17 protein-coding genes are annotated in these 17642 nt (G+C 71.1%); 8 read left to right on the top strand and 9 right to left on the bottom strand.

All coding sequences use genetic code 11. From position 1 onward, the window contains the following. Positions 1 to 61 precede the first annotated feature (61 nt). Positions 62 to 1645, top strand: coding sequence for an acyl-CoA carboxylase subunit beta (locus tag OG989_RS11470; RefSeq protein ID WP_151454415.1), 1584 nt, complete (start codon positions 62 to 64; stop codon positions 1643 to 1645). Between the two features lie 110 nt (positions 1646 to 1755). Here OG989_RS11470 and OG989_RS11465 read toward each other — a convergent pair whose 3' ends face one another. The 3 genes from OG989_RS11465 to OG989_RS11455 form a co-directional block, all read right to left on the bottom strand. Continuing rightward, a complete protein-coding gene (locus OG989_RS11465; protein ID WP_327030480.1) occupies positions 1756 to 2616 on the bottom strand; it encodes a hypothetical protein in 861 nt (286 codons plus the stop codon). Beyond that, positions 2609 to 3109: a SigE family RNA polymerase sigma factor gene (locus tag OG989_RS11460; protein ID WP_132233334.1), complete on the bottom strand. Its 501-nt coding sequence runs from the start codon at positions 3107 to 3109 to the stop codon at positions 2609 to 2611. Before OG989_RS11460 ends, OG989_RS11465 begins: the two co-directional genes overlap by 8 nt. A 69-nt stretch (positions 3110 to 3178) precedes the next feature. After that, the gene (locus tag OG989_RS11455) at positions 3179 to 3928 is read right to left on the bottom strand and encodes a M50 family metallopeptidase (protein WP_327030479.1); all 750 of its coding nucleotides are present in this window, start codon (positions 3926 to 3928) and stop codon (positions 3179 to 3181) included. 101 nt (positions 3929 to 4029) lie between these two features. Between OG989_RS11455 and OG989_RS11450 the strand changes: the two genes are divergently transcribed. Both OG989_RS11450 and OG989_RS11445 read left to right on the top strand, forming a co-directional pair. Further along, the gene (locus OG989_RS11450) at positions 4030 to 4581 is read left to right on the top strand and encodes a Uma2 family endonuclease (protein ID WP_192581384.1); all 552 of its coding nucleotides are present in this window, start codon (positions 4030 to 4032) and stop codon (positions 4579 to 4581) included. Between the two features lie 163 nt (positions 4582 to 4744). Further along, positions 4745 to 5497 carry a GH25 family lysozyme gene (locus tag OG989_RS11445; protein ID WP_151454418.1) on the top strand — a complete coding sequence of 251 codons (753 nt, stop codon included), beginning with the start codon at positions 4745 to 4747 and terminating at the stop codon, positions 5495 to 5497. 98 nt (positions 5498 to 5595) lie between these two features. Here the strand turns inward: OG989_RS11445 and OG989_RS11440 are convergent, their stop codons facing one another. Together OG989_RS11440 and OG989_RS11435 are read right to left on the bottom strand one after the other, a co-directional pair. Next, a complete protein-coding gene (locus OG989_RS11440) occupies positions 5596 to 5826 on the bottom strand; it encodes a hypothetical protein (protein WP_327030478.1) in 231 nt (76 codons plus the stop codon). Between the two features lie 91 nt (positions 5827 to 5917). Next, on the bottom strand, positions 5918 to 7849 hold the full coding sequence (locus OG989_RS11435) for a serine/threonine-protein kinase (RefSeq protein ID WP_327030477.1): 1932 nt from the start codon (positions 7847 to 7849) through the stop codon (positions 5918 to 5920). Between the two features lie 92 nt (positions 7850 to 7941). On the opposite strand from OG989_RS11435, the gene OG989_RS11430 reads away from it, so the two are divergent. The 4 genes from OG989_RS11430 (at position 7942) to OG989_RS11415 (ending at position 12091) form a co-directional block, all read left to right on the top strand. Continuing rightward, complete coding sequence (locus OG989_RS11430) at positions 7942 to 8151, top strand: acyl-CoA carboxylase subunit epsilon (protein WP_151454421.1); 210 nt, start codon at positions 7942 to 7944, stop codon at positions 8149 to 8151. 143 nt (positions 8152 to 8294) lie between these two features. After that, complete coding sequence (locus OG989_RS11425; RefSeq protein ID WP_327030476.1) at positions 8295 to 8774, top strand: hypothetical protein; 480 nt, start codon at positions 8295 to 8297, stop codon at positions 8772 to 8774. Between the two features lie 1408 nt (positions 8775 to 10182). After that, positions 10183 to 11346, top strand: coding sequence for a type VII secretion-associated serine protease mycosin (mycP, locus tag OG989_RS11420; protein WP_442791949.1), 1164 nt, complete (start codon positions 10183 to 10185; stop codon positions 11344 to 11346). Positions 11347 to 11434: 88 nt separating this feature from the next. Further along, a complete protein-coding gene (locus OG989_RS11415; protein ID WP_151454425.1) occupies positions 11435 to 12091 on the top strand; it encodes a Maf family protein in 657 nt (218 codons plus the stop codon). Between the two features lie 27 nt (positions 12092 to 12118). Here the strand turns inward: OG989_RS11415 and OG989_RS11410 are convergent, their stop codons facing one another. Beyond that, positions 12119 to 13327, bottom strand: coding sequence for an RNA-guided endonuclease InsQ/TnpB family protein (locus OG989_RS11410; RefSeq protein WP_327030474.1), 1209 nt, complete (start codon positions 13325 to 13327; stop codon positions 12119 to 12121). 154 nt (positions 13328 to 13481) lie between these two features. On the opposite strand from OG989_RS11410, the gene OG989_RS11405 reads away from it, so the two are divergent. Then, positions 13482 to 14135: an O-methyltransferase gene (locus OG989_RS11405; protein WP_327030473.1), complete on the top strand. Its 654-nt coding sequence runs from the start codon at positions 13482 to 13484 to the stop codon at positions 14133 to 14135. Between the two features lie 209 nt (positions 14136 to 14344). Here OG989_RS11405 and OG989_RS11400 read toward each other — a convergent pair whose 3' ends face one another. From OG989_RS11400 to OG989_RS11390, 3 genes are all read right to left on the bottom strand, one after another. Beyond that, positions 14345 to 15667: an MFS transporter gene (locus OG989_RS11400; protein ID WP_327030472.1), complete on the bottom strand. Its 1323-nt coding sequence runs from the start codon at positions 15665 to 15667 to the stop codon at positions 14345 to 14347. 120 nt (positions 15668 to 15787) lie between these two features. Next, entirely contained in the window at positions 15788 to 16543 is a 756-nt protein-coding gene (locus tag OG989_RS11395; protein ID WP_151454428.1) for an ABC transporter permease, read from the bottom strand. 19 nt (positions 16544 to 16562) lie between these two features. Further along, positions 16563 to 17522, bottom strand: a complete 960-nt coding sequence (locus tag OG989_RS11390; protein WP_151454429.1) for an ATP-binding cassette domain-containing protein — start codon at positions 17520 to 17522, stop codon at positions 16563 to 16565. Positions 17523 to 17642 lie beyond the last annotated feature (120 nt).

The following is a 17642-nucleotide window of genomic DNA, read 5'->3' as shown; positions in this document are numbered from 1 at the left end:
GCGGCCCGGCTGAGGCGAACTGCACAGCGGCGACGGCCTGAACCATCGTTATATTCCCAGGGTGACTACCGAGACCGGGATCAACATCCACAGCACCGCGGGCAAGCTGGCCGACCTGGATCGGCGGGTCGACGAGGCGGTGCACGCCGGGTCGGCGCGCGCGGTCGAGAAGCAGCACGCGAGGGGCAAGAAGACCGCCCGCGAGCGGATCGAGATGCTGCTCGACGAGGGTTCCTTCGTCGAGCTGGACGAGCTGGCCCGGCACCGGTCCACCAACTTCGGGCTGGCGAAGACCCGCCCGTACGGCGACGGCGTCATCACCGGCTACGGCACCATCGACGGCCGGCAGGTCTGCGTCTTCGCCCAGGACTTCACCGTCTTCGGCGGCTCCCTCGGCGAGGTCTTCGGCGAGAAGATCGTCAAGGTCATGGACCTGGCCATGAAGATCGGCTGCCCGGTCGTCGGCATCAACGACTCCGGGGGCGCGCGCATCCAGGAGGGCGTCGCCTCGCTCGGCCTCTACGGCGAGATCTTCTTCCGCAACGTACGGGCCAGCGGCGTCATCCCGCAGGTCTCCCTGATCATGGGCCCGTGCGCCGGCGGCGCGGTCTACTCCCCGGCGGTCACGGACTTCACGGTGATGGTCGACCAGACCTCGCACATGTTCATCACCGGCCCGGACGTCATCAAGACGGTCACCGGCGAGGACGTGGGCATGGAGGAGCTGGGCGGCGCCCGTACGCACAACTCGCGCAGCGGCAACGCGCACTACCTCGCCACGGACGAGCAGGACGCGATCGACTACGTCAAGGCGCTGCTGTCGTACCTGCCGTCGAACAACCTGGACGAGCCGGTGGTCTTCGACGCGCCCGCCGACCTCGACGTGACCGACGAGGATCGGGAGCTGGACACGCTGATCCCCGACTCGGCGAACCAGCCGTACGACATGCACCGGGTGCTCGAGCACGTCCTCGACGACGGCGAGTTCCTGGAGGTCCAGCCGCTCTACGCGCAGAACATGGTCATCGGCTACGGCCGGGTGGAGGGCCGGCCGGTCGGCGTGGTCGCCAACCAGCCGATGCACTTCGCCGGCACCCTGGACATCGCCGCCTCCGAGAAGGCCGCCCGGTTCGTGCGCACCTGCGACGCGTTCAACATCCCCGTGCTGACCTTCGTCGACGTCCCCGGCTTCCTGCCCGGCACCGGCCAGGAGTGGGACGGCATCATCCGCCGGGGCGCGAAGCTCATCTACGCGTACGCCGAGGCCACCGTCCCGAAGGTCACCGTCATCACCCGCAAGGCGTACGGCGGGGCGTACGACGTGATGGGCTCCAAGCACCTCGGCGCGGACCTGAACTTCGCCTGGCCGACCGCGCAGATCGCGGTGATGGGGGCGCAGGGCGCGGTGAACATCCTCTACCGCTCGGAACTGGCCGCCGCCGAGGACCCGGCCGCCGTGCGGGCCGAGAAGATCGCCGAGTACGAGGACACCCTCGCCAACCCGTACATCGCGGCGGAGCGCGGCTACGTGGACAGCGTCATCCCGCCGCACGAGACGCGGACCCAGATCGTCCGCGCGCTGCGGGTGCTGCGCACCAAGCGCGAGACCCTGCCGCCGAAGAAGCACGGCAACATCCCGCTGTGACGCCCCTCCCCCGCGGGATCCGCGCGGTGTCCCCCGTCGACCGTGGCAGGCCACGGCTGCCCTGACATCGCGCGGACCCGGGGGCGGGGCGGCCGATCGGTGGGCGGCGGTCAGCAGGACGGGTTGGCGGCGGCGCACATGCGCCGCGCGGCCAGCCCGGCGAGGCGGACCAGGTCGGCTTCGGCGGTCGGTTCCAGGATCAACACGCTCACCAGGTCGCCGACCCGCACCACCACGGTCGCGTCCGGCGTGGACGGGTGGCCGGGCGCCTTTGCGTCGGCCGGGTCGAGGGTCGCGGCGACGGAGTGGCGCAGCAATAGGGACTCGTCACCGGCGAAGTCGCGGCGCGGCACGTCCCAGCGATGCACGTCCTCGACGGTGACAGACTCGCCGCCCCACTCGATCGACCGCACCTCCCGCCACTCCCGGCAGACGGTGAGTTGCCGGCGCAGTCCGTCGAAGAACCGGGCGGCCCCGTCGTCCCGCATCCGGTGCAGGTCCTGGACGACCAGGACGTCGCCGAGCCGCCCCCCGCCGGTCGCCGGTCGCAGCACCGTCTGGGACCGGCTCACCCAGGTCTCCTGCGCCGGCACACCGCTGTCGTGCCTCGTGGCGCACCGGCGGAGGGCCATGCCCACGTCGACGCTCCCGCCCAGGCCGGCCTCGCTAAGTTGCAGACCGCTGCGCGCCGTCAGGTCGTCCTGTTGCAGCAGGGCCGCCGGGGGGATCTCGACCTTCCCCGGCGCCGCCGGTCGCGAGGGGGACGCCGCCGGGGCCAGCCCCCGCCGCCCGGACCGGTCCCCGACCGCCACGGCCGAGGCGGAGACGACGACGAGCACCGCGACCGCCGCCAGCACCGCCGTACGCCTGCTGCGCCTGCGGGCCCGGGCGCGGATCTCCGCCGGCTCCGGCCAGCGGACCTCGCGCAGGTCCCGGTGCAGTTGCTCGACGAACGTCGTCTCGTCACGCATCGGCGGCCTCCTCCAGGTCAGAGACGGCGAGCAGCCCGGCGAGCGCGGCGCGCCCCCGGAAGAGTCGGGCCTTGACGGTGCCCACCGGGGCGGCCGTCTGCCGGGCCACCTCGGCGACCGGCATGCCGACGAGGTAGTAGAGGGCGATCGCGGTGCGCTGCTCCTCGGGGAGCCGGCGCAGGGCGGTGACCACCTCGACGGTGGCGGTGTCCGGGCCGGGCACGCTCTCGCCTGGGCCGTGCCGCAGGTAGGCGCGGGCCCGGCTGCGCAGGCTGCGCCACCGGCTGACCGCGATCCGGCTCGCCACCACCCGCACCCACGCCTCCGGCTCCTCGTACGCGCTCACCGTCGACCAGCGCTGCCAGGCCCGGATGTACGCCTCCTGCACGGCGTCCTGCGCCTCGGCGAGGTCGCCCGTCAGCGCGTAGACGTAGCCGAGCAGCCGTTGGCGGCTGCCCCGGTAGAACTCGTCGAATCCGTCGACGTCCGGCACCTGCTACCTCCCCGTGACGGTCGCAGGGGACACGCGTCGGACGGTGCCGCCGGTTGCCCGGTCGACCGGTCAATTTCCGGGCATCAGGCCGGCGTCGGTGAGGATCGGGCCGGCCAGCAGCAGCGCGCCGGCGCCGAGGGCGGCCAGGTTGACCAGGGCGAAGACGGTGACCCAGAAGAGGGCCGGCAGCGGGGTGAGGCCGGCGAGCTGGTCGGCGTCGGAGGCGGGCATCCGACCCCGCGAGCGCAGCCGTTGCAGCTCCACCACCGGCCGCACGCCGCCGAGCAGCAGGAACCACACCCCGGCGTACGCGAACGCCGCCTGCACCTGCGGCTCGGCGTACCAGGAGACGGCGAGGACCACTCCGCCGGTGACCAGCAGCGAGAGCACGCCGAAGACGTTGCGGATCATGATCAGCATGGCCAGCAGCAGCGCCACGGCGACCCAGAGCAGCAGGGTGATCCGGTTGCCGCCGAGCAGCCACGCGCCGGCCAACCCGACCAGCGGCGGGGCGACGTAGCCGGCGAGCAGGGTGAGGATCATTCCGGGGCCGGTGGGCCGGCCGGCGGAGAGGGTCAGCCCCGAGGTGTCCGAGTGCAGCCGGATGCCGTGCAGCCGGCGGCCGGTGAGCAGGGCGGCCAGCGCGTGCCCGCCCTCGTGGGCGATGGTGATGGCGTTGCGGGCGATCCGCCAGGGCAGTTGGGTGGAGACGACCACCAGGGCGACGGCGGCGGTCAGCAGCACCAGCAGGGGCGGTGGGTCCGGCTGCGCCGCGAACAGCTTGTCCCAGAGACCGCCGAGCCCGTCGATCGACACCATGGGGCGCGAGCCTACCGGCCCCGACCTGTGTCACTGCGTCCTCTCCGGCCCGTATCGTGGAAGGCTGATCCGGTGGCGACAGGAGCGGGAGGTGGACGCCGGTGACTGCGGCACCCCTGGAACCCCACGTCGGCCTGTGGACCGAGGCCGAGTACCTCGCCATGAGCGAGACGTCGAACCGGATCGAGTTGCTCGACGGGAGCCTGATCGTGAGCCCTGCCCCGAGCAAGCGGCACCAGTTGGTGTCGTGGAGCCTGACGAACAGCCTGCGGCCAGCAGCGCTGCCGCAGGGCCTACTGGTCTTCGAGGCGGTGAACGTCCGGCTCGGCGTCGACCGCATTGTCATCCCCGACGTGGTGGTGGCTGACACCGACGACGAGGGCACCGTCGTCGAGGCAGGCGAGGTGGTCCTCGTCTGCGAGATCGTCTCGCCGGGGAACGCGGCAGCCGACCGGTTGGTCAAGATGCAGCTCTACGCGATCGCCGGGATTCCGTGGTACCTGCTGGTGGAGCAGGACGGCGCCGGCCACTCGCTGCGGCTGCACCGGCTCGACGGCGCGCACTACGTCGAGGACCAGGTGGCGAAGCCGGGCGAGGAGTTCCGCCTGGCCGAGCCGATCCGCTGGCGCGTCGACCCGGCCACGCTGCGCTGAGGCGGAGAGCGCCTCACCCGGTCCGCTCGCCAGCGGCGGAGACACCTGCCGTCAGGGCGGCCAGTTTCGCCGTTCCTGAAGATTTCCTTAGCTCCCCTTGCCATTCGGGGCACTTACCTCCAAAGATGAACGTCTATTCAGTCCGGCGTCCTTGGAGGCATCCATGACCCGTACCGGAACATCCCTGCGGCAGCTGTTGGCCGCCACCCTCGCGGCCCTCGCCACCGCGGCGGCGGGGCTCGTCGCGACCGCGACCCCCGCGGCGGCCGCCACCACGCCCGGCATCGACGTGTCCCACTACCAGGGCGCCATCAACTGGACCAGCGTCCGCAACGCGGGCATCCAGTTCGCCTTCATCAAGGCGACCGAGGGCACCAGCTACAAGGACCCGCGGTTCAACACGAACTACGTGGCCGCCTACAACGCCGGCGTCATCCGGGGCGCGTACCACTTCGCCCGGCCCAACATCTCCTCCGGCGCGGTCCAGGCGAACTACCTGGCCTCCAACGGTGGCGCCTGGTCGGCCGACAGCCGCACCCTCCCGGCCGCGCTGGACCTCGAAGCCAACCCGTACGCGGGCGGCTACTGCTACGGCCTGAGCACGACGGGCATGCGGAACTGGGTCCAGGACTTCCTCAACACCTACCGCGCCCGCACCGGCCGCTACGCCGTCATCTACACCACCACGAGCTGGTGGAACCAGTGCACCGGCAGCTGGAGCGCCCCGTGGGCGAACCATCCGCTCTGGGTCGCCCGCTGGTCGAGCACGGTCGGCGCGCTGCCGGCCGGGGCGCCGTTCTGGAGCTTCTGGCAGTACACCGACCGGGGCAGCGTCGCCGGAATCAGCGGCGGGGTCGACCGCAACCACTGGAACGGTGACCGGAGCCGGCTGATCGCCCTGGCCAACAACACCTGAGCCTGACTCGCCTGGGGAGGCGGTTGGCGGCAGCGGGATCGGTTGTCACCGTACGGTCGACAACTGATCCGGCTGCCGCCAGGCCGCTCTCGCGGGCGTCAGACCTGCCGTCGGGCCGCCACGGGCACGGCCGCCGCGTTCTCGCGGGCGAGCGCGTTCCGCCGGGCGAAGCGCCGGACGCCCACCCCGGCGAGGGTGACGGTCACGACGCTGAGCAGCGCGAACAGCAGCGGCAGGCCGGCGGCGGCGAGCAGCAGGACGATGTCGCCGAGGGCCACGAGCATCCACAGTGCCACTCGGGGCCGGGCGTCCCTCCGTCGGTAACCCATGTCGTACCCTCCCTTCCGTCGTGAAGGTCAGATACCCCGTACGGCGGAAGGTCATGCGAGTCGATCTCGCAACGGGCGCGAATCCCGCGGATCAGTCCTTGCGGTCGGGCACGAAGCCCTTGGCAATCCGGTCGAAGTTGGCCAGGTTGGCCTGCCAGTCCTTCGCGGCGACCTCCCAGCGCAGGGCGTAACCGCGGTTCTTGGCCGTGACGAAGCCCCGGTTGCGGACGTGGATCCGCGTGCCGTCGCGGGTCTCCAGCCACTCCCAGTCCGCGCAGGTCTTCCAGTAGTCGCAGCGCTTGATGCTCAGGTACTGGTAGTTCTTCACGTAGTTCTTGCGGGCCGGTTCGGCCCCCTTCCAGTCGGCGTAGGCGTCCGACTTCGGGCTGGACGTCCACTGCACCAGCAGTTCGCCCGGCCCGCCGGGCTCGTCGAAGACGACGGTGTTCGCTCCGGCGTTGCGGCGCACCCAGTTCGCCGGGATCGGCACCGTGAAGCCGCCCGGGTCCTTGTGCAGCTTCCAGCCCGCCGGCAGCGCGTCCGGGGTCGGCGACGGGGTGGCCGAGGGCGTCGGGCTCGGCGCGGCGCTCGTGGGCGGGGCCGGCGCGGAGGACTGCGGCGGCTGCCCCTGCGAGGTCGCCGCGCCGGTCGGGTCGGCCTGCGGGGTGCCGCCGCCGTCCCCACCGTCGCCGCTGGTCAGCATCGGCACGATCACCACCAGGCCGATCAGCAGCAGCGCCACCAGCGCCCCGATCAGCACGTTGCGCCGGGTGTTGTTCGGCTTCGTACCGCTGGACGCCACGACCGTCGCCCGGCCGGACGGCGGGCTGACCGGCGCGGGCATCACCGAGGTGGGGTTCGCCGGCCTGCCGGGCGCCGGGACCGCCGGCTCGGCCTTCGTGTCGTCGAGCGCGGGCTTCGGCGGGTCGACCTTCGCCGTCGGGGCCGCGTCCGAGGTGGAGGATCCAACCTTGGCGGTCGGCACGGAGTCCGAGGAGAGCGCCGCCGTCGCGTCCTCGGCGGTGGACGCCGCGGCGGCACCGGCGGCGGCCGCCAGCGGCGCGCGCGGCGCCGGCGGGCTGACCGGCTTGTCGGTTCCACCCTCGGCCGGTCGCGGCGCCGGCACCAGCGGCGGGCGGGGCTCACGCGGACCGTTCGGCCCCGGCCGGCGTACGCCGTCGAGCAGCGGAATCGTGCGGGTGCGCTTGCCGCCGGCCCGGCGCAGCAACTTCTCCGCCACCTCGGCGGTGATCCGCTCGTTCGGGTCCTTGCGCAGCAGGCCGTTGAGCACCGGCTTGAGCGGCCCGGCGTTCTTCGGTGGCGGCATCGGCTCGGTGGCGAGCGCCGCCAGGGTGGCGATCGCCGACGGTCGCGCGTACGGCGACTTGCCCTCGACCGCCGCGTAGAGGGTGGCGCCCAGCGACCAGAGGTCGGCCTCCGGCCCGGCGGTGCCCTCGCGGGCCCGCTCAGGCGAGATGTACGCGGGCGACCCGAGCACCATTCCCGTGCGGGTCACGTTCGGGTCGCCGGGAATCGTGGCGAGGCCGAAATCGGTCAGCACCACCCGGCCATCGTCGCCGAGCAGCACGTTGCCGGGCTTGACGTCGCGGTGCATCACGCCGGCCTTGTGCGCCGACTTGAGCGCGGCCAGCACGCCCAGGCCGATCTCCACGGCACGCGCCGGCGTCACCGGGCCGTCCTCGGCGAGCGTGTCCTGCAACGACTTCGACGCCACGTACTCCATGACGATCCACGGGTCGCCGTCGGTGCGCAGCACGTCGAAGATGCGGACCACGTTGATGTGGTTGAGCCGGGCGATGGCCCGGGCCTCACGCAGCGAGCGTTCCCGCATCTCGCGGCGTTCCTCGTCGGTGAGGCTGGGCGGCGGGACGAGTTCCTTGATCGCCACGTCCCGGTGCAGCACCTCGTCGCGCGCCTTCCACACCCGACCCATGCCGCCCTGACCGAGCGGCGAGAGGAGCCGGTATCGGTCAGCGACGAGTTGGGGCAGCGCGTTCGACATCGCCCAGACGGTACCCGGAGCCGACGACGCTCACACCGCCGGCACGCCACTGTGCGGTCAAGGTCAACCTCTCCGCCGCGTACGCTGACGCCATGTCTGCCGAAGAGCCGCTGTTCCGGGTCGTCCGCGGGGTCCCCACCGCCGAGGAACTGGCCGCGCTGGTGGGCGCGATCGTCGTACGGTCCCGCCCGGCCCCCGCGACCCCTCCGGTCGCCGCGTCCGCCTGGGCGCGCTCCGGCCGGCCCGTCGCAGCGACGGTCGCCGGCCCCGGCGCCTGGCGGGCGTCCGGCCTGCCCCGCTGACCTTTTCCGCACGGATCACCGCAGCTCGGCGCCCCTGCGCACCCGCAGGGTGGCCGGTGTGTGCCGGGGCGGGGCTGCCGACACCCCCGGGGACCTATTAACCTCACTCAGGGAAACGACGCAGTGACGGGCAGGGAGGGCCGATGATCCCCGAGGAGGACGGTCCAGCGTCCTGGCTCCGCGGCTACGGCGGCATCGAGGCCGACATCCGCCAGCTCCGCGAGTTCGCCGACAAGCTCCAGGCCGAAGTGGAACGCAACTACGCCCCACACCTGTCGTACATCGCCGCGGACCTGACAGCACCGGTGCCCAACCCGGCCGACGCGTTCATCGAGCTGGTCGACTTCCTGCGCGCGCACCACGAGACCCAGCAGGCCACCGCCGACATGGTCTGGGGCGTCCGCGACGTCACCGGCCACCTGGCCGTCGCCGCCGGCACCGTCGCCACCCGCTACACCGGGTCCGACGCCTTCGCCGCCGCGCGCGTGACCGACATCGAGCGGGCCCTCGCCAACCCGGCCCCCACGGCGCCTCGCGGCGCGCCGCCGATGCTGCCCGATCCCACCGGGCCGGAACCCGCACCGGGTCAGGGACGGGGACGGGGTCCGGTGGTGCTGCCATGATCGAACGGGGCACCGGCGGCCGCACGTCCGCCCTCACCGACTGGCGACTGATGGATGTCGCCAGCATGTGGGCCTGCCTCCAGGACCACGACACCACCAACCACTGGAAGCAGGTCGCCGGCTGGCGCAAGATCTGCGACCTCGCCCGGATGCACCTGAGCCGGCTCCAGGAATACCGCAAGGGGCTCGCCGAGGCATGGCCCCCGGAGACCAACGAGGCGGCCCGGGCCTACGTCCGCGAGCTGGACGAGCTCATCGACAAGGTGCAGCGCACGCACGACGCGGCCAGCGCCAACTACACCGCGCTCTCCGCCGCCACACAGGCCATCAGCGCCACCCGCACGGAACTGAAGAAGATCTACGAGACGTACGCCGTCAAGGTCCAGGAGAAGCAGACGTACGACGCGACGCTCGCCGACCCGAAGGCGGCCATGGGCAGCCGGGTCCCCGACCGCCCCGTGACGGACGCGGACCTCGAACGCCTCAACGTCCAGGCGCGCGGCATCATGTACGGCCTCAGCGGCGAACTCCAACACGCCCGAGTAATGCTCCGCCAACCACCACCCAGGCCTAAGCCTCTGCCTGAGGCGGACCAGCACAACTCCGATATCTACGGAGGCGCCGTTTCGGCCGCTCCGGTAATTCCTCCCGTCGTTCCCGTGCCGTTGTCAAGTTCGACTACTTCGTCCGTTGCACGGCCGACCACTAACGCGCGACAAATCTCCGCACCAACCACCCGTAACGTCGGGCCTGTCCTCGGCGGGGTGAAACCTGGTGTAGCGCCTTCTCCAATCAATCCCGCAATGCCAGGTCCAACTCCACCCGGCCTCCCCGCTGGCTCCGGCAGTGGACCGATGCCTGCGATGCCGCCAGGCGTGCGGCCTGGGCACGGGATCTCTGGGTTGCCGATCGGTCAGCCTGGCCCTAGCAGCCGGCCGGTCAACGGAGCCATTCCGGGGCTCCCGCCTGCCACGCCACCGGCATCACCCCGGCCCATGCCACCAGGTGGTCTGATCGGCGGAACCCCCGGAATGGGATTTGGACCCTCTAGTGGCAGCGGCGCACAGCAACGTCGAGTTAACCCGATTGGTGGAGTAATCGGCGGCGGGGGCGCGGGCACCGCTCCGACCGGGGGCGCAGGCTCCCGTCCTGGGGTTGGCCGCAACCTCAGCGCGGTGCAGGGTATACCGCCAATCGGCGGAGCACCTGGCATGGGCACTGCCCGTTCAGGCGGGATGGCGGGTCGGTCGGGACGGTACGACGGCAGCGACAAGGAGTCGCGGCACTGGGATCCGGACCACCCATGGGAAGTGGACCGAGGCGTAAGCCCGGTAGTCCGCCCTCCGGACGAAGATGGCCCCATCGACCCAGGTCCGGCTATTGGCTTCAACCGTTGAGGACTCGGACCATCCAGGCCGCCTTGGCGCTGTTCACTCTTACGGCAGCACTCCTGCCGCCGACTGCCTCGCATGCTTGGTCTAACCGTGGCGCCGCAAGTCCGCAGGGAGTTGACCGGATCCGAGGGGACCAGTGGCACCTGAGCTTTCTCAGGGTCGCCGAAGCACACAAGATCACTCAAGGCGAAGATGTGACGGTTGCGGTGCCAGACACCGGCGTTCATCCGCATCCCGACCTTGCGCACAATCTGCGCCGAGGCACAGATATTGTTGCTGGAGGTAGTGGCGACGGCCGACAAGACCGAGATAGCCACGGAACCGGCATGGCAGGTCTAATCGCCGCCCACGGGCGAGCTGGCCAGCAAGGCGCCCTTGGCATCGCACCGAAGGCGAAGATCCTTCCCATACGCGTAAAGAATAACGGCCAAGGGGGAACCAGTCACCAATTGAAAGATGCGATCAACTACGCGATCACGCAAAATGCCAAAGTAATCAGCATTTCAGCAGCAGGAGCGGCAGATAGCCGATTACATACGGCAGTCGAGGCCGCAATTCGCGCGGACATAGTTATTGTCGCTGCAGCAGGCAACAAGCCCCTTAGCCGACACGTCGGATTCCCTGCCGCCTACCCTGGCGTAATTGCCGTAGGTGGGGTTGATCGGCTCGGCCAGCGAGCCTCAGTGTCAGTCACCGGACCAGAGATCGACGTGGTCGCCCCGGCAGTTGACATCTTCAGCACAAGCATCGACGGCAAGTATCGCAAGGGCACCGGCACCTCGGACTCCACAGCCATCGTCGCTGGGGCCGTCGCCTTGATCCGGTCCAAGTACCCGTACCTGCCCGCCGCCGAGGTGGCGCACAGGCTCACCGCCACAGCGATCGACAAGGGCCCGCCGGGACGGGACGACGAGTACGGCCACGGGGTCATCGATCTGGTGGCGGCGTTGACGGCTGACGTACCGCCGCTGGGTTTCGGATCGGCGACGGCGAGCGTGCCGGCCCGCACCCCCTCGACCACGACGGCGGTAGCGGAGCCAGCGGGCGACGGGAATGGTGCGGCGATGGCCCGTGGCCTGGTCACCCTCGGCGTGATCGTGGCGGCCGGCGGCGCGTGGACGTTCATCGCCCGTCGGCGTCGTCGTGGCGGCGACCCGCCGCCCCGCGTCAGTCGCTGAGCGACCCAAAAGACGGAGACGGGCGAGGAAGGGTCGACACGTCCTACCCGACACGTCGTCGTCCGGGTCAGCCGGTAACGTCGGCGACGTGCCGAAGTCCTTGCCGCTCCGCCTCGTGCTCGCCTCCGCCAGCCCTGCCCGCCGCAAGATTCTCCAGGCCGCCGGGATCGAGACGGATGTGCTGGTCAGCGGCGTCGACGAGTCCCTCGTGGTCACGGAGCGGGCCGAGGAGCTCTGCCTGGAACTGGCCCGGATGAAGGCGCAGGCGGTACTCACCCGGCTGCGGCCGGCCGACGACCAGCGGACGTTGGTGATCGGGTGCGACTCGGTGCTGGCCTTCGACGGGGAGATCTTCGGCAAGCCGACCGACGCGGCCGACGCCACCCGGCGCTGGGAGCGGATGCGCGGGCGCAGCGGCGTGCTGCACAGCGGGCACTGCCTGATCGACGTCGAGGCCGGGCGGCGGGCCGAGGCGGTCGCCTCCACCGTCGTGCACTTCGCCGACATCGGCGACGACGAGATCGCCACGTACGTGGGTACGGGCGAGCCGCTGGCCGTGGCGGGTGCCTTCACGATCGACGGCCTGGGCGGGCCCTTCGTGGAGCGGATCGAGGGTGATCCGAGCACGGTGATCGGGCTCAGCCTGCCGCTGCTGCGCCGCCTCCTCGCCGAGTTGGACCTGCGGCTCACAGATTTGTGGACGAAGGTCGCGCCCGGCAACCAGACGGTCGAGCCGCTCGGTTAGCGTCCGTTCTTGACTTCCTTCCCACGCCTAGAGGCGGGGGATTCCAGCGGTCGCCCGCTGGGTTTCCTGCTTCACCGACGGCCGCCCCGTCCGGACGTTCGTCCGTTGGGGTCTTACACCGCCTCCACAGGCAATCACGGAGAGCCCCTCCGCGAGAATGTTGCGGGCCGCGTTGACGTCGCGGTCGTGGGTCTGCCCGCATCGGCAGGTCCACGACCGCATGTTCAGCGGCATCCGCTGCGCGAGCGCACCGCACACCGAGCACAGTTTGGACGACGGGAACCAGCGGTCCACAACAACGAGGTTGCGGCCGTGCCAGTCGGCCTTGTATTCGAGCAGGGTGCGGAACTGCCGCCAAGCCGCGTCGCTGACGGCGCGAGCCAGGCTGTGGTTTGTGACCATGTTGCGCACGGTCAGGTCCTCGACGACGATCGTTTGGTTCTCACGAACAAGCCGAGTGGTCAACTTGTGCAGATGGTCCCGCCTGCGGTCGGTGATCCGGGCGTGCACGCGGGCGACCTTGATTCGGGCCTTGGCCCGGTTCGCGGAGCCCTTCTCCTTCTTGGACAGGTTCCGCTGCGCCTTGGCGAGTGCGGCTCGGTCGCGGCGTTCGTGCTTCGGGTTGACGACTTTCTCGCCGGTGGACAGCGTGAGCAGGCTGTCCAGGCCGGCATCGATCCCGACGGCCGGGCTCGGTGCCGGAGCCTGCTCGATCCGGTCGTCGCACAGCAGCGACACGAACCAGCGCCCGGCCGCGTCCTGCGACACGGTCACCGTGGACGGCTTCGCGCCCTCGGGAAGCGGCCGGGACCACACAATGTTCAGCGGTTCGGCCATCTTCGCCAAAGTGAGCTGGCCGTCGCGGTAGCGGAACCCGCTGGTGGTGTACTCCGCCGACCGGCGCGACTTCTTCTTGCTCTTGAAGCTCGGGTACCGGGCTCGTTTGGCGAAGAAGTTGGTGAACGCGACTTGCAGGTGCCGCAGCGTCTGCTGCAACGGCACGGACGACACCTCGTTGAGGAACGCCAGGTCGTCGGTCTTCTTCCACGCGGTCAACATCGCCGACGTCGCGTTGTAGTTCACCCGTTCTTGACGCAGGGCCCACGCCTCGGTGCGGGCCTGCAACGCCATGTTGTAGACCAGCCGGACACACCCGAACGTGCGGGCAAGCTCGCAAACCTGCCCGGGGCTCGGGTAGAAGCGGAACCTGAACGCCCGCTTCACAGCCCTGGCCATGGCTCACAGCCTAGCAAGATAGCCAGTAAGCTTTACGGTGACATGCGGGTGGACACCCATCCTCCTTGGCCGCGGATCGGCCTTTCCTGTCCCGCTCTGCAAGAGTTCCGTTTCCTCCCCACGGCTAAAGCCAGGGGTTCCACGGAGGTTTTCGATGACCACCAAGTCGATCCCGCTCACGTCGGAACTGCACGCGTACCTGGTCGGGCACGGTGCGCCGCCGGACGAGATCATGCGGGACCTGGCCGAGGAGACCCGCGCGGCCCTGCCGAACGACGCGCAGATGCAGGTCGCACCGGAGCAGGCCGCCTTCCTGACCTTCCTCACCCGGCTGCTCGGAGTGCGGCAGGCCGTCGAGGTGGGCACGTTCACCGGCCTCTCGTCGCTGGCGATCGCCCGTGGGCTGCCCGAGGGCGGGCGGCTGACCTGCTTCGACATCTCTGAGGAGTTCACCGGCATCGCCCGGCGGTACTGGGCCCGCGCCGGCGTGGACGACCGGATCGAGCTGCGGATCGGTCCGGCCGGCGACACGCTGCGCGAGCTGCCCCACGAGCGCCACCTGGACTTCGCGTTCATCGACGCCGACAAGACCGGCTACCCGGTCTACTGGGCGGAGCTGGTGCCCCGGATGCGTCCCGGCGGGGTGATCGCGGTCGACAACGTGCTGCGCGGTGGCCGGGTGATCGCCCCGCAGAACGCCGACGACCGGGCCATCGCGGCGTTCAACGACGAGGTGCTCGCCGACGTCCGCGTCGACGCGGTGATGCTCCCGATCGCCGACGGCCTCACCCTGGCCCGAGTGCACTGACGCCCCACCTCATCGCGATCTTGGTAGGAAACGGCCCTTGGAGGGGCCGTTTCCTACCAAGATCCAGCGCGGGACCCAAGGTCCACCCGGAAGCAAGATCCACGGGGGACGCAAGAACCGTCGGAGGACGCAGGATCCACGGGAGACGCAGGATCCACGGGAGACGCAAGGTCCGCCGGAGGACCCAAGGTCCGCGGGGGCGCTTGGCGTCAGACGGGGGTCGGGGATCGGAGGTCGGCGGGGGCCGGGCGCAGGGCGCGGCCCAGGCGGGCGGCGAGCAGCGCAGCCGCCGCGATGAAGGCCGGCAGCAGCAGGAAGGCCAGGTGCGGTCCGACGCCGTCGGCCACCCAGCCGAGCGCGACCGGCGCGATCCCGAAGCCCACCCCCATCGAGTACGACGCATAGCCGGCCGCCCGGTCCGCGGCCGGCCCGGCGACGGCGAGCGCGATCGAGATCGCCAGCGGGTAGTGCAGGGCGTTGCCGAGGCCGAGGACGACCAGGCCGGTGACGGCGAGCCAGCCGACCGGCGCGATCCAGAAGAGCGCGAACCCGGCCAGCGAGACGCCCAGCGCGGCCAGCAGCAGCGGCACGGGCCGGTACCGCAGGGCGAGCCGACCCCCGGCGAGCCGGCCCACGAACATGCCGCAGACGATCGCGGCGACGGCGGCCGAGGCGCCGCCGGCCGCCATCCCGGCGTGCGAGCGGAGCACGTCGGCCGTCCAGAGCGACAGGCAGACCTCGATCGAGCCGGTGACCGCCATCAGCACCCAGGCGATCCAGTACGCCACCGGCAGGCGCCGGCCGGATCCATGGGCGCCGGCCACCGAGGCGACCCCGCCGGAACCCGAAGAGCCGGAACCCGAAGAGCCGGAAGCGGAAGAGCCGGAAGCCGAAGAGTCGAGAGCCGGAGAGCCAGGAGCCGGAGAGCCAGGAGCCGGAGAGCCAGGAGCCGCGGCAGCGGGGGCGGGCTGCGGCAGGCGTACGCGGAAGGTCACGGCGGCGAGCGCGACCAGCGCGATCAGGCCGACCTCGACGGCCATCGCCGGTCGCCAGCCCCACCCGGCGTCGACGCTGGCGCCGATGACCAGCGGGGCGAGGATGCCGGCGCCGGCGCAGGCGGCGTTGGCCTCGGTCAGCGCGGCGGGCGCGCCGGTGCCGTGCCGGTCGGTGAGTACCACGGACACACCGCTGATCACCAGCATGCCGAAGGTGGCGATCACGGCGACGGCGGTGATCGTGGCGGGCAGGGCGCGGACGACGCCCAGGGCGGCGACGCCGGCCGCCACGCCCGCCAGCCCGACCCAGATCGCCTGGCCCCGGCCGAGGCGGCGGGCCAGGGGCGCGAAGAGCGCCCCGCCGGCCAGCGCGCCGACGGCGATGCCGGTGCTGTGCAGGCTTGCGACGGCGGCCGAGGTGCCCTGTTCGTCGCGCAGCAGCGGCACGACCGGCCCGAAGCCGTAGAGGAAGAAGCCCCACAGCCCGAGCTGGGCGTAGGTCAGCCAGGTGAGCCGGTCACGGGTGAGGCGGGGCACCGGCCTCACGCTACAAGCGTCGGGCCGGTGCCCCGCCCCTGGTGAGAGGCAACTCTCCCCGGCGTCAGGAAGGGCCTCTTCCGCTACCGCAGGCGTCAGGAAGGTGCCCTTCCTTTCACCTCACCGGACGCTGCTGGCGAACTGCCGGGCCGCCCAGACGACGCCGGCGGCGGCGAGGAGCGCGATGATGCCGAGGCCCTGCCAGACCTTGTCGTCGCCGAGCTGGCCGGCGAAGAGGGCCCGGGTGCCGTCGACCGCCCAGGAGAACGGGTTCCACTCGGCGATGCCCTGGAGCCAGCCGGGGGCGAAGGTCAGCGGCAGCAGGATGCCGGAGAGCAGCAGCACCGGCTGGGCCACGGTGTTCATCAGGGGGGCCAGCGCGTCCTCGCTCTTGACCTTGAGCGCGATGCCGTAGGAGACGGCCGAGGTCATCAGCGCGATCAGGGCGAGCATCAGGTACGCCAGCAGCAGGTCGACGAGGGAGACGCGCAGGTCGAACAGGAGCGCGAGCAGGGTGATGATGACCGCCTGCACGATGAGCGACACCACGTCGCGCAGCGAGCGGCCGAGCAGCAGGGCGAGGCGGCTGACCGGGGTGACCCGGGAGCGTTCGATGACCCCGGCGCGCAGCTCGGCGATCAGGCCGAAGCCCTGGAAGAGGCCGCCGAAGATGGCCAGCAGCACCAGCAGGCCGGGTACGAAGATCTTGTAGGCCTCCGCCTGGGTGGGCGCGTTCAGCGCGGGCTTGAGCAGCGGGGCGAAGAGCAGCAGGTACATCACCGGCTGGAAGACGCCGACGAAGACCCAGACGGGGTTGCGCAGCAGTAGCTGAAGCTGGCGCTGGAAGATCAGCCAGGTGTCACGGGCGAGTTTCATGGGATCTCTCCGGTCGGGATCAGGACTCGCGCAGCGAGCGGCCGGTCTTGGTGAGGAAGACGTCGTCGAGGCTGGGCCGGTGCAGCTCGATGGACCTGAGCCCGAGGCCGGCGGTGTCGACGCGGCGCAGGATCTGCGGGATGGCGGTGGCGCCCTCGTCGACGTAGAGGCGTAGCCCGCCCTCCTCGGCGGTCTCCAGCTTGTTGACGTACGGCTCGCCGTCGAGCAGCTGCGCGGCCTGCGGGGTGGCCGCCGCGTCGAGCCCGACCAGCACGACGTCGCCGGAGATCTCGCGCTTCAGCTCCGTCGGGGTGCCCTCCGCGACCACCTCGCCGTGATCCATGATCGCGATCCGGTCGCAGAGCGCGTCGGCCTCCTCCAGGTAGTGGGTGGTGATGAAGACGGTCATGCCGTCGCCCCGCAGCCGGCGGATCTCGTCCCACATGTGCGCCCGGCTCTGCGGGTCGAGGCCGGTCGTCGGCTCGTCGAGGAAGACGATGCTCGGCTCGTGGATGATGCCGAGGGCGATCTCCACCCGCCGGCGCTGACCGCCGGAGTAGGTCTTGCACTTGCGGTCGGCGTACTCGGTGAGCTGGAAGGCGTCGAGGGCGCGGGCGGCCCGCCGGTGCGCGTCGGCCTTGCCGATGCCGTACATCCGGGCGTGCAGGACGAGTTCCTCCCGGGCGGTGGACTCGTCCCAGGTGCTGCCGCCCTGGGCGACGTAGCCGATGCGGCGGCGCACCTCGGCCGGGTCCTTGCGCAGGTCGACCCCGGCGACGGTCGCCTCGCCGCCGTCCGGCTCGATGAGCGTGGCCAGCATCCGCAGGGTGGTGGTCTTGCCGGCGCCGTTGGGGCCGAGGAAGCCGAAGATCTCCCCCTCGGTGACCTTCAGGTCGACGCCCCGCACCGCGTCGACGGTCTTCTTCTGGCGACCCTCTCGGGAGCGGAACGACTTCCGCAACCCTCTGGTCTCGATCATCTCTGCTCCTGGTCGTCCGGGCCGGTGCCACCGGCCACCTGTCTGTCCCTCGGAGACGACGCCGGACGGCATGCTTCCCCCGTGGCGCCCCGGGCAGGCTAACGCGATATAGCTCTTTTA

It is taken from the genome of Micromonospora sp. NBC_01740 (assembly GCF_035920365.1).
GTDB classification, from domain to species: Bacteria; Actinomycetota; Actinomycetes; order Mycobacteriales; family Micromonosporaceae; genus Micromonospora; species Micromonospora reichwaldensis.
This window is presented reverse-complemented; position numbering and strand designations above follow the sequence as displayed.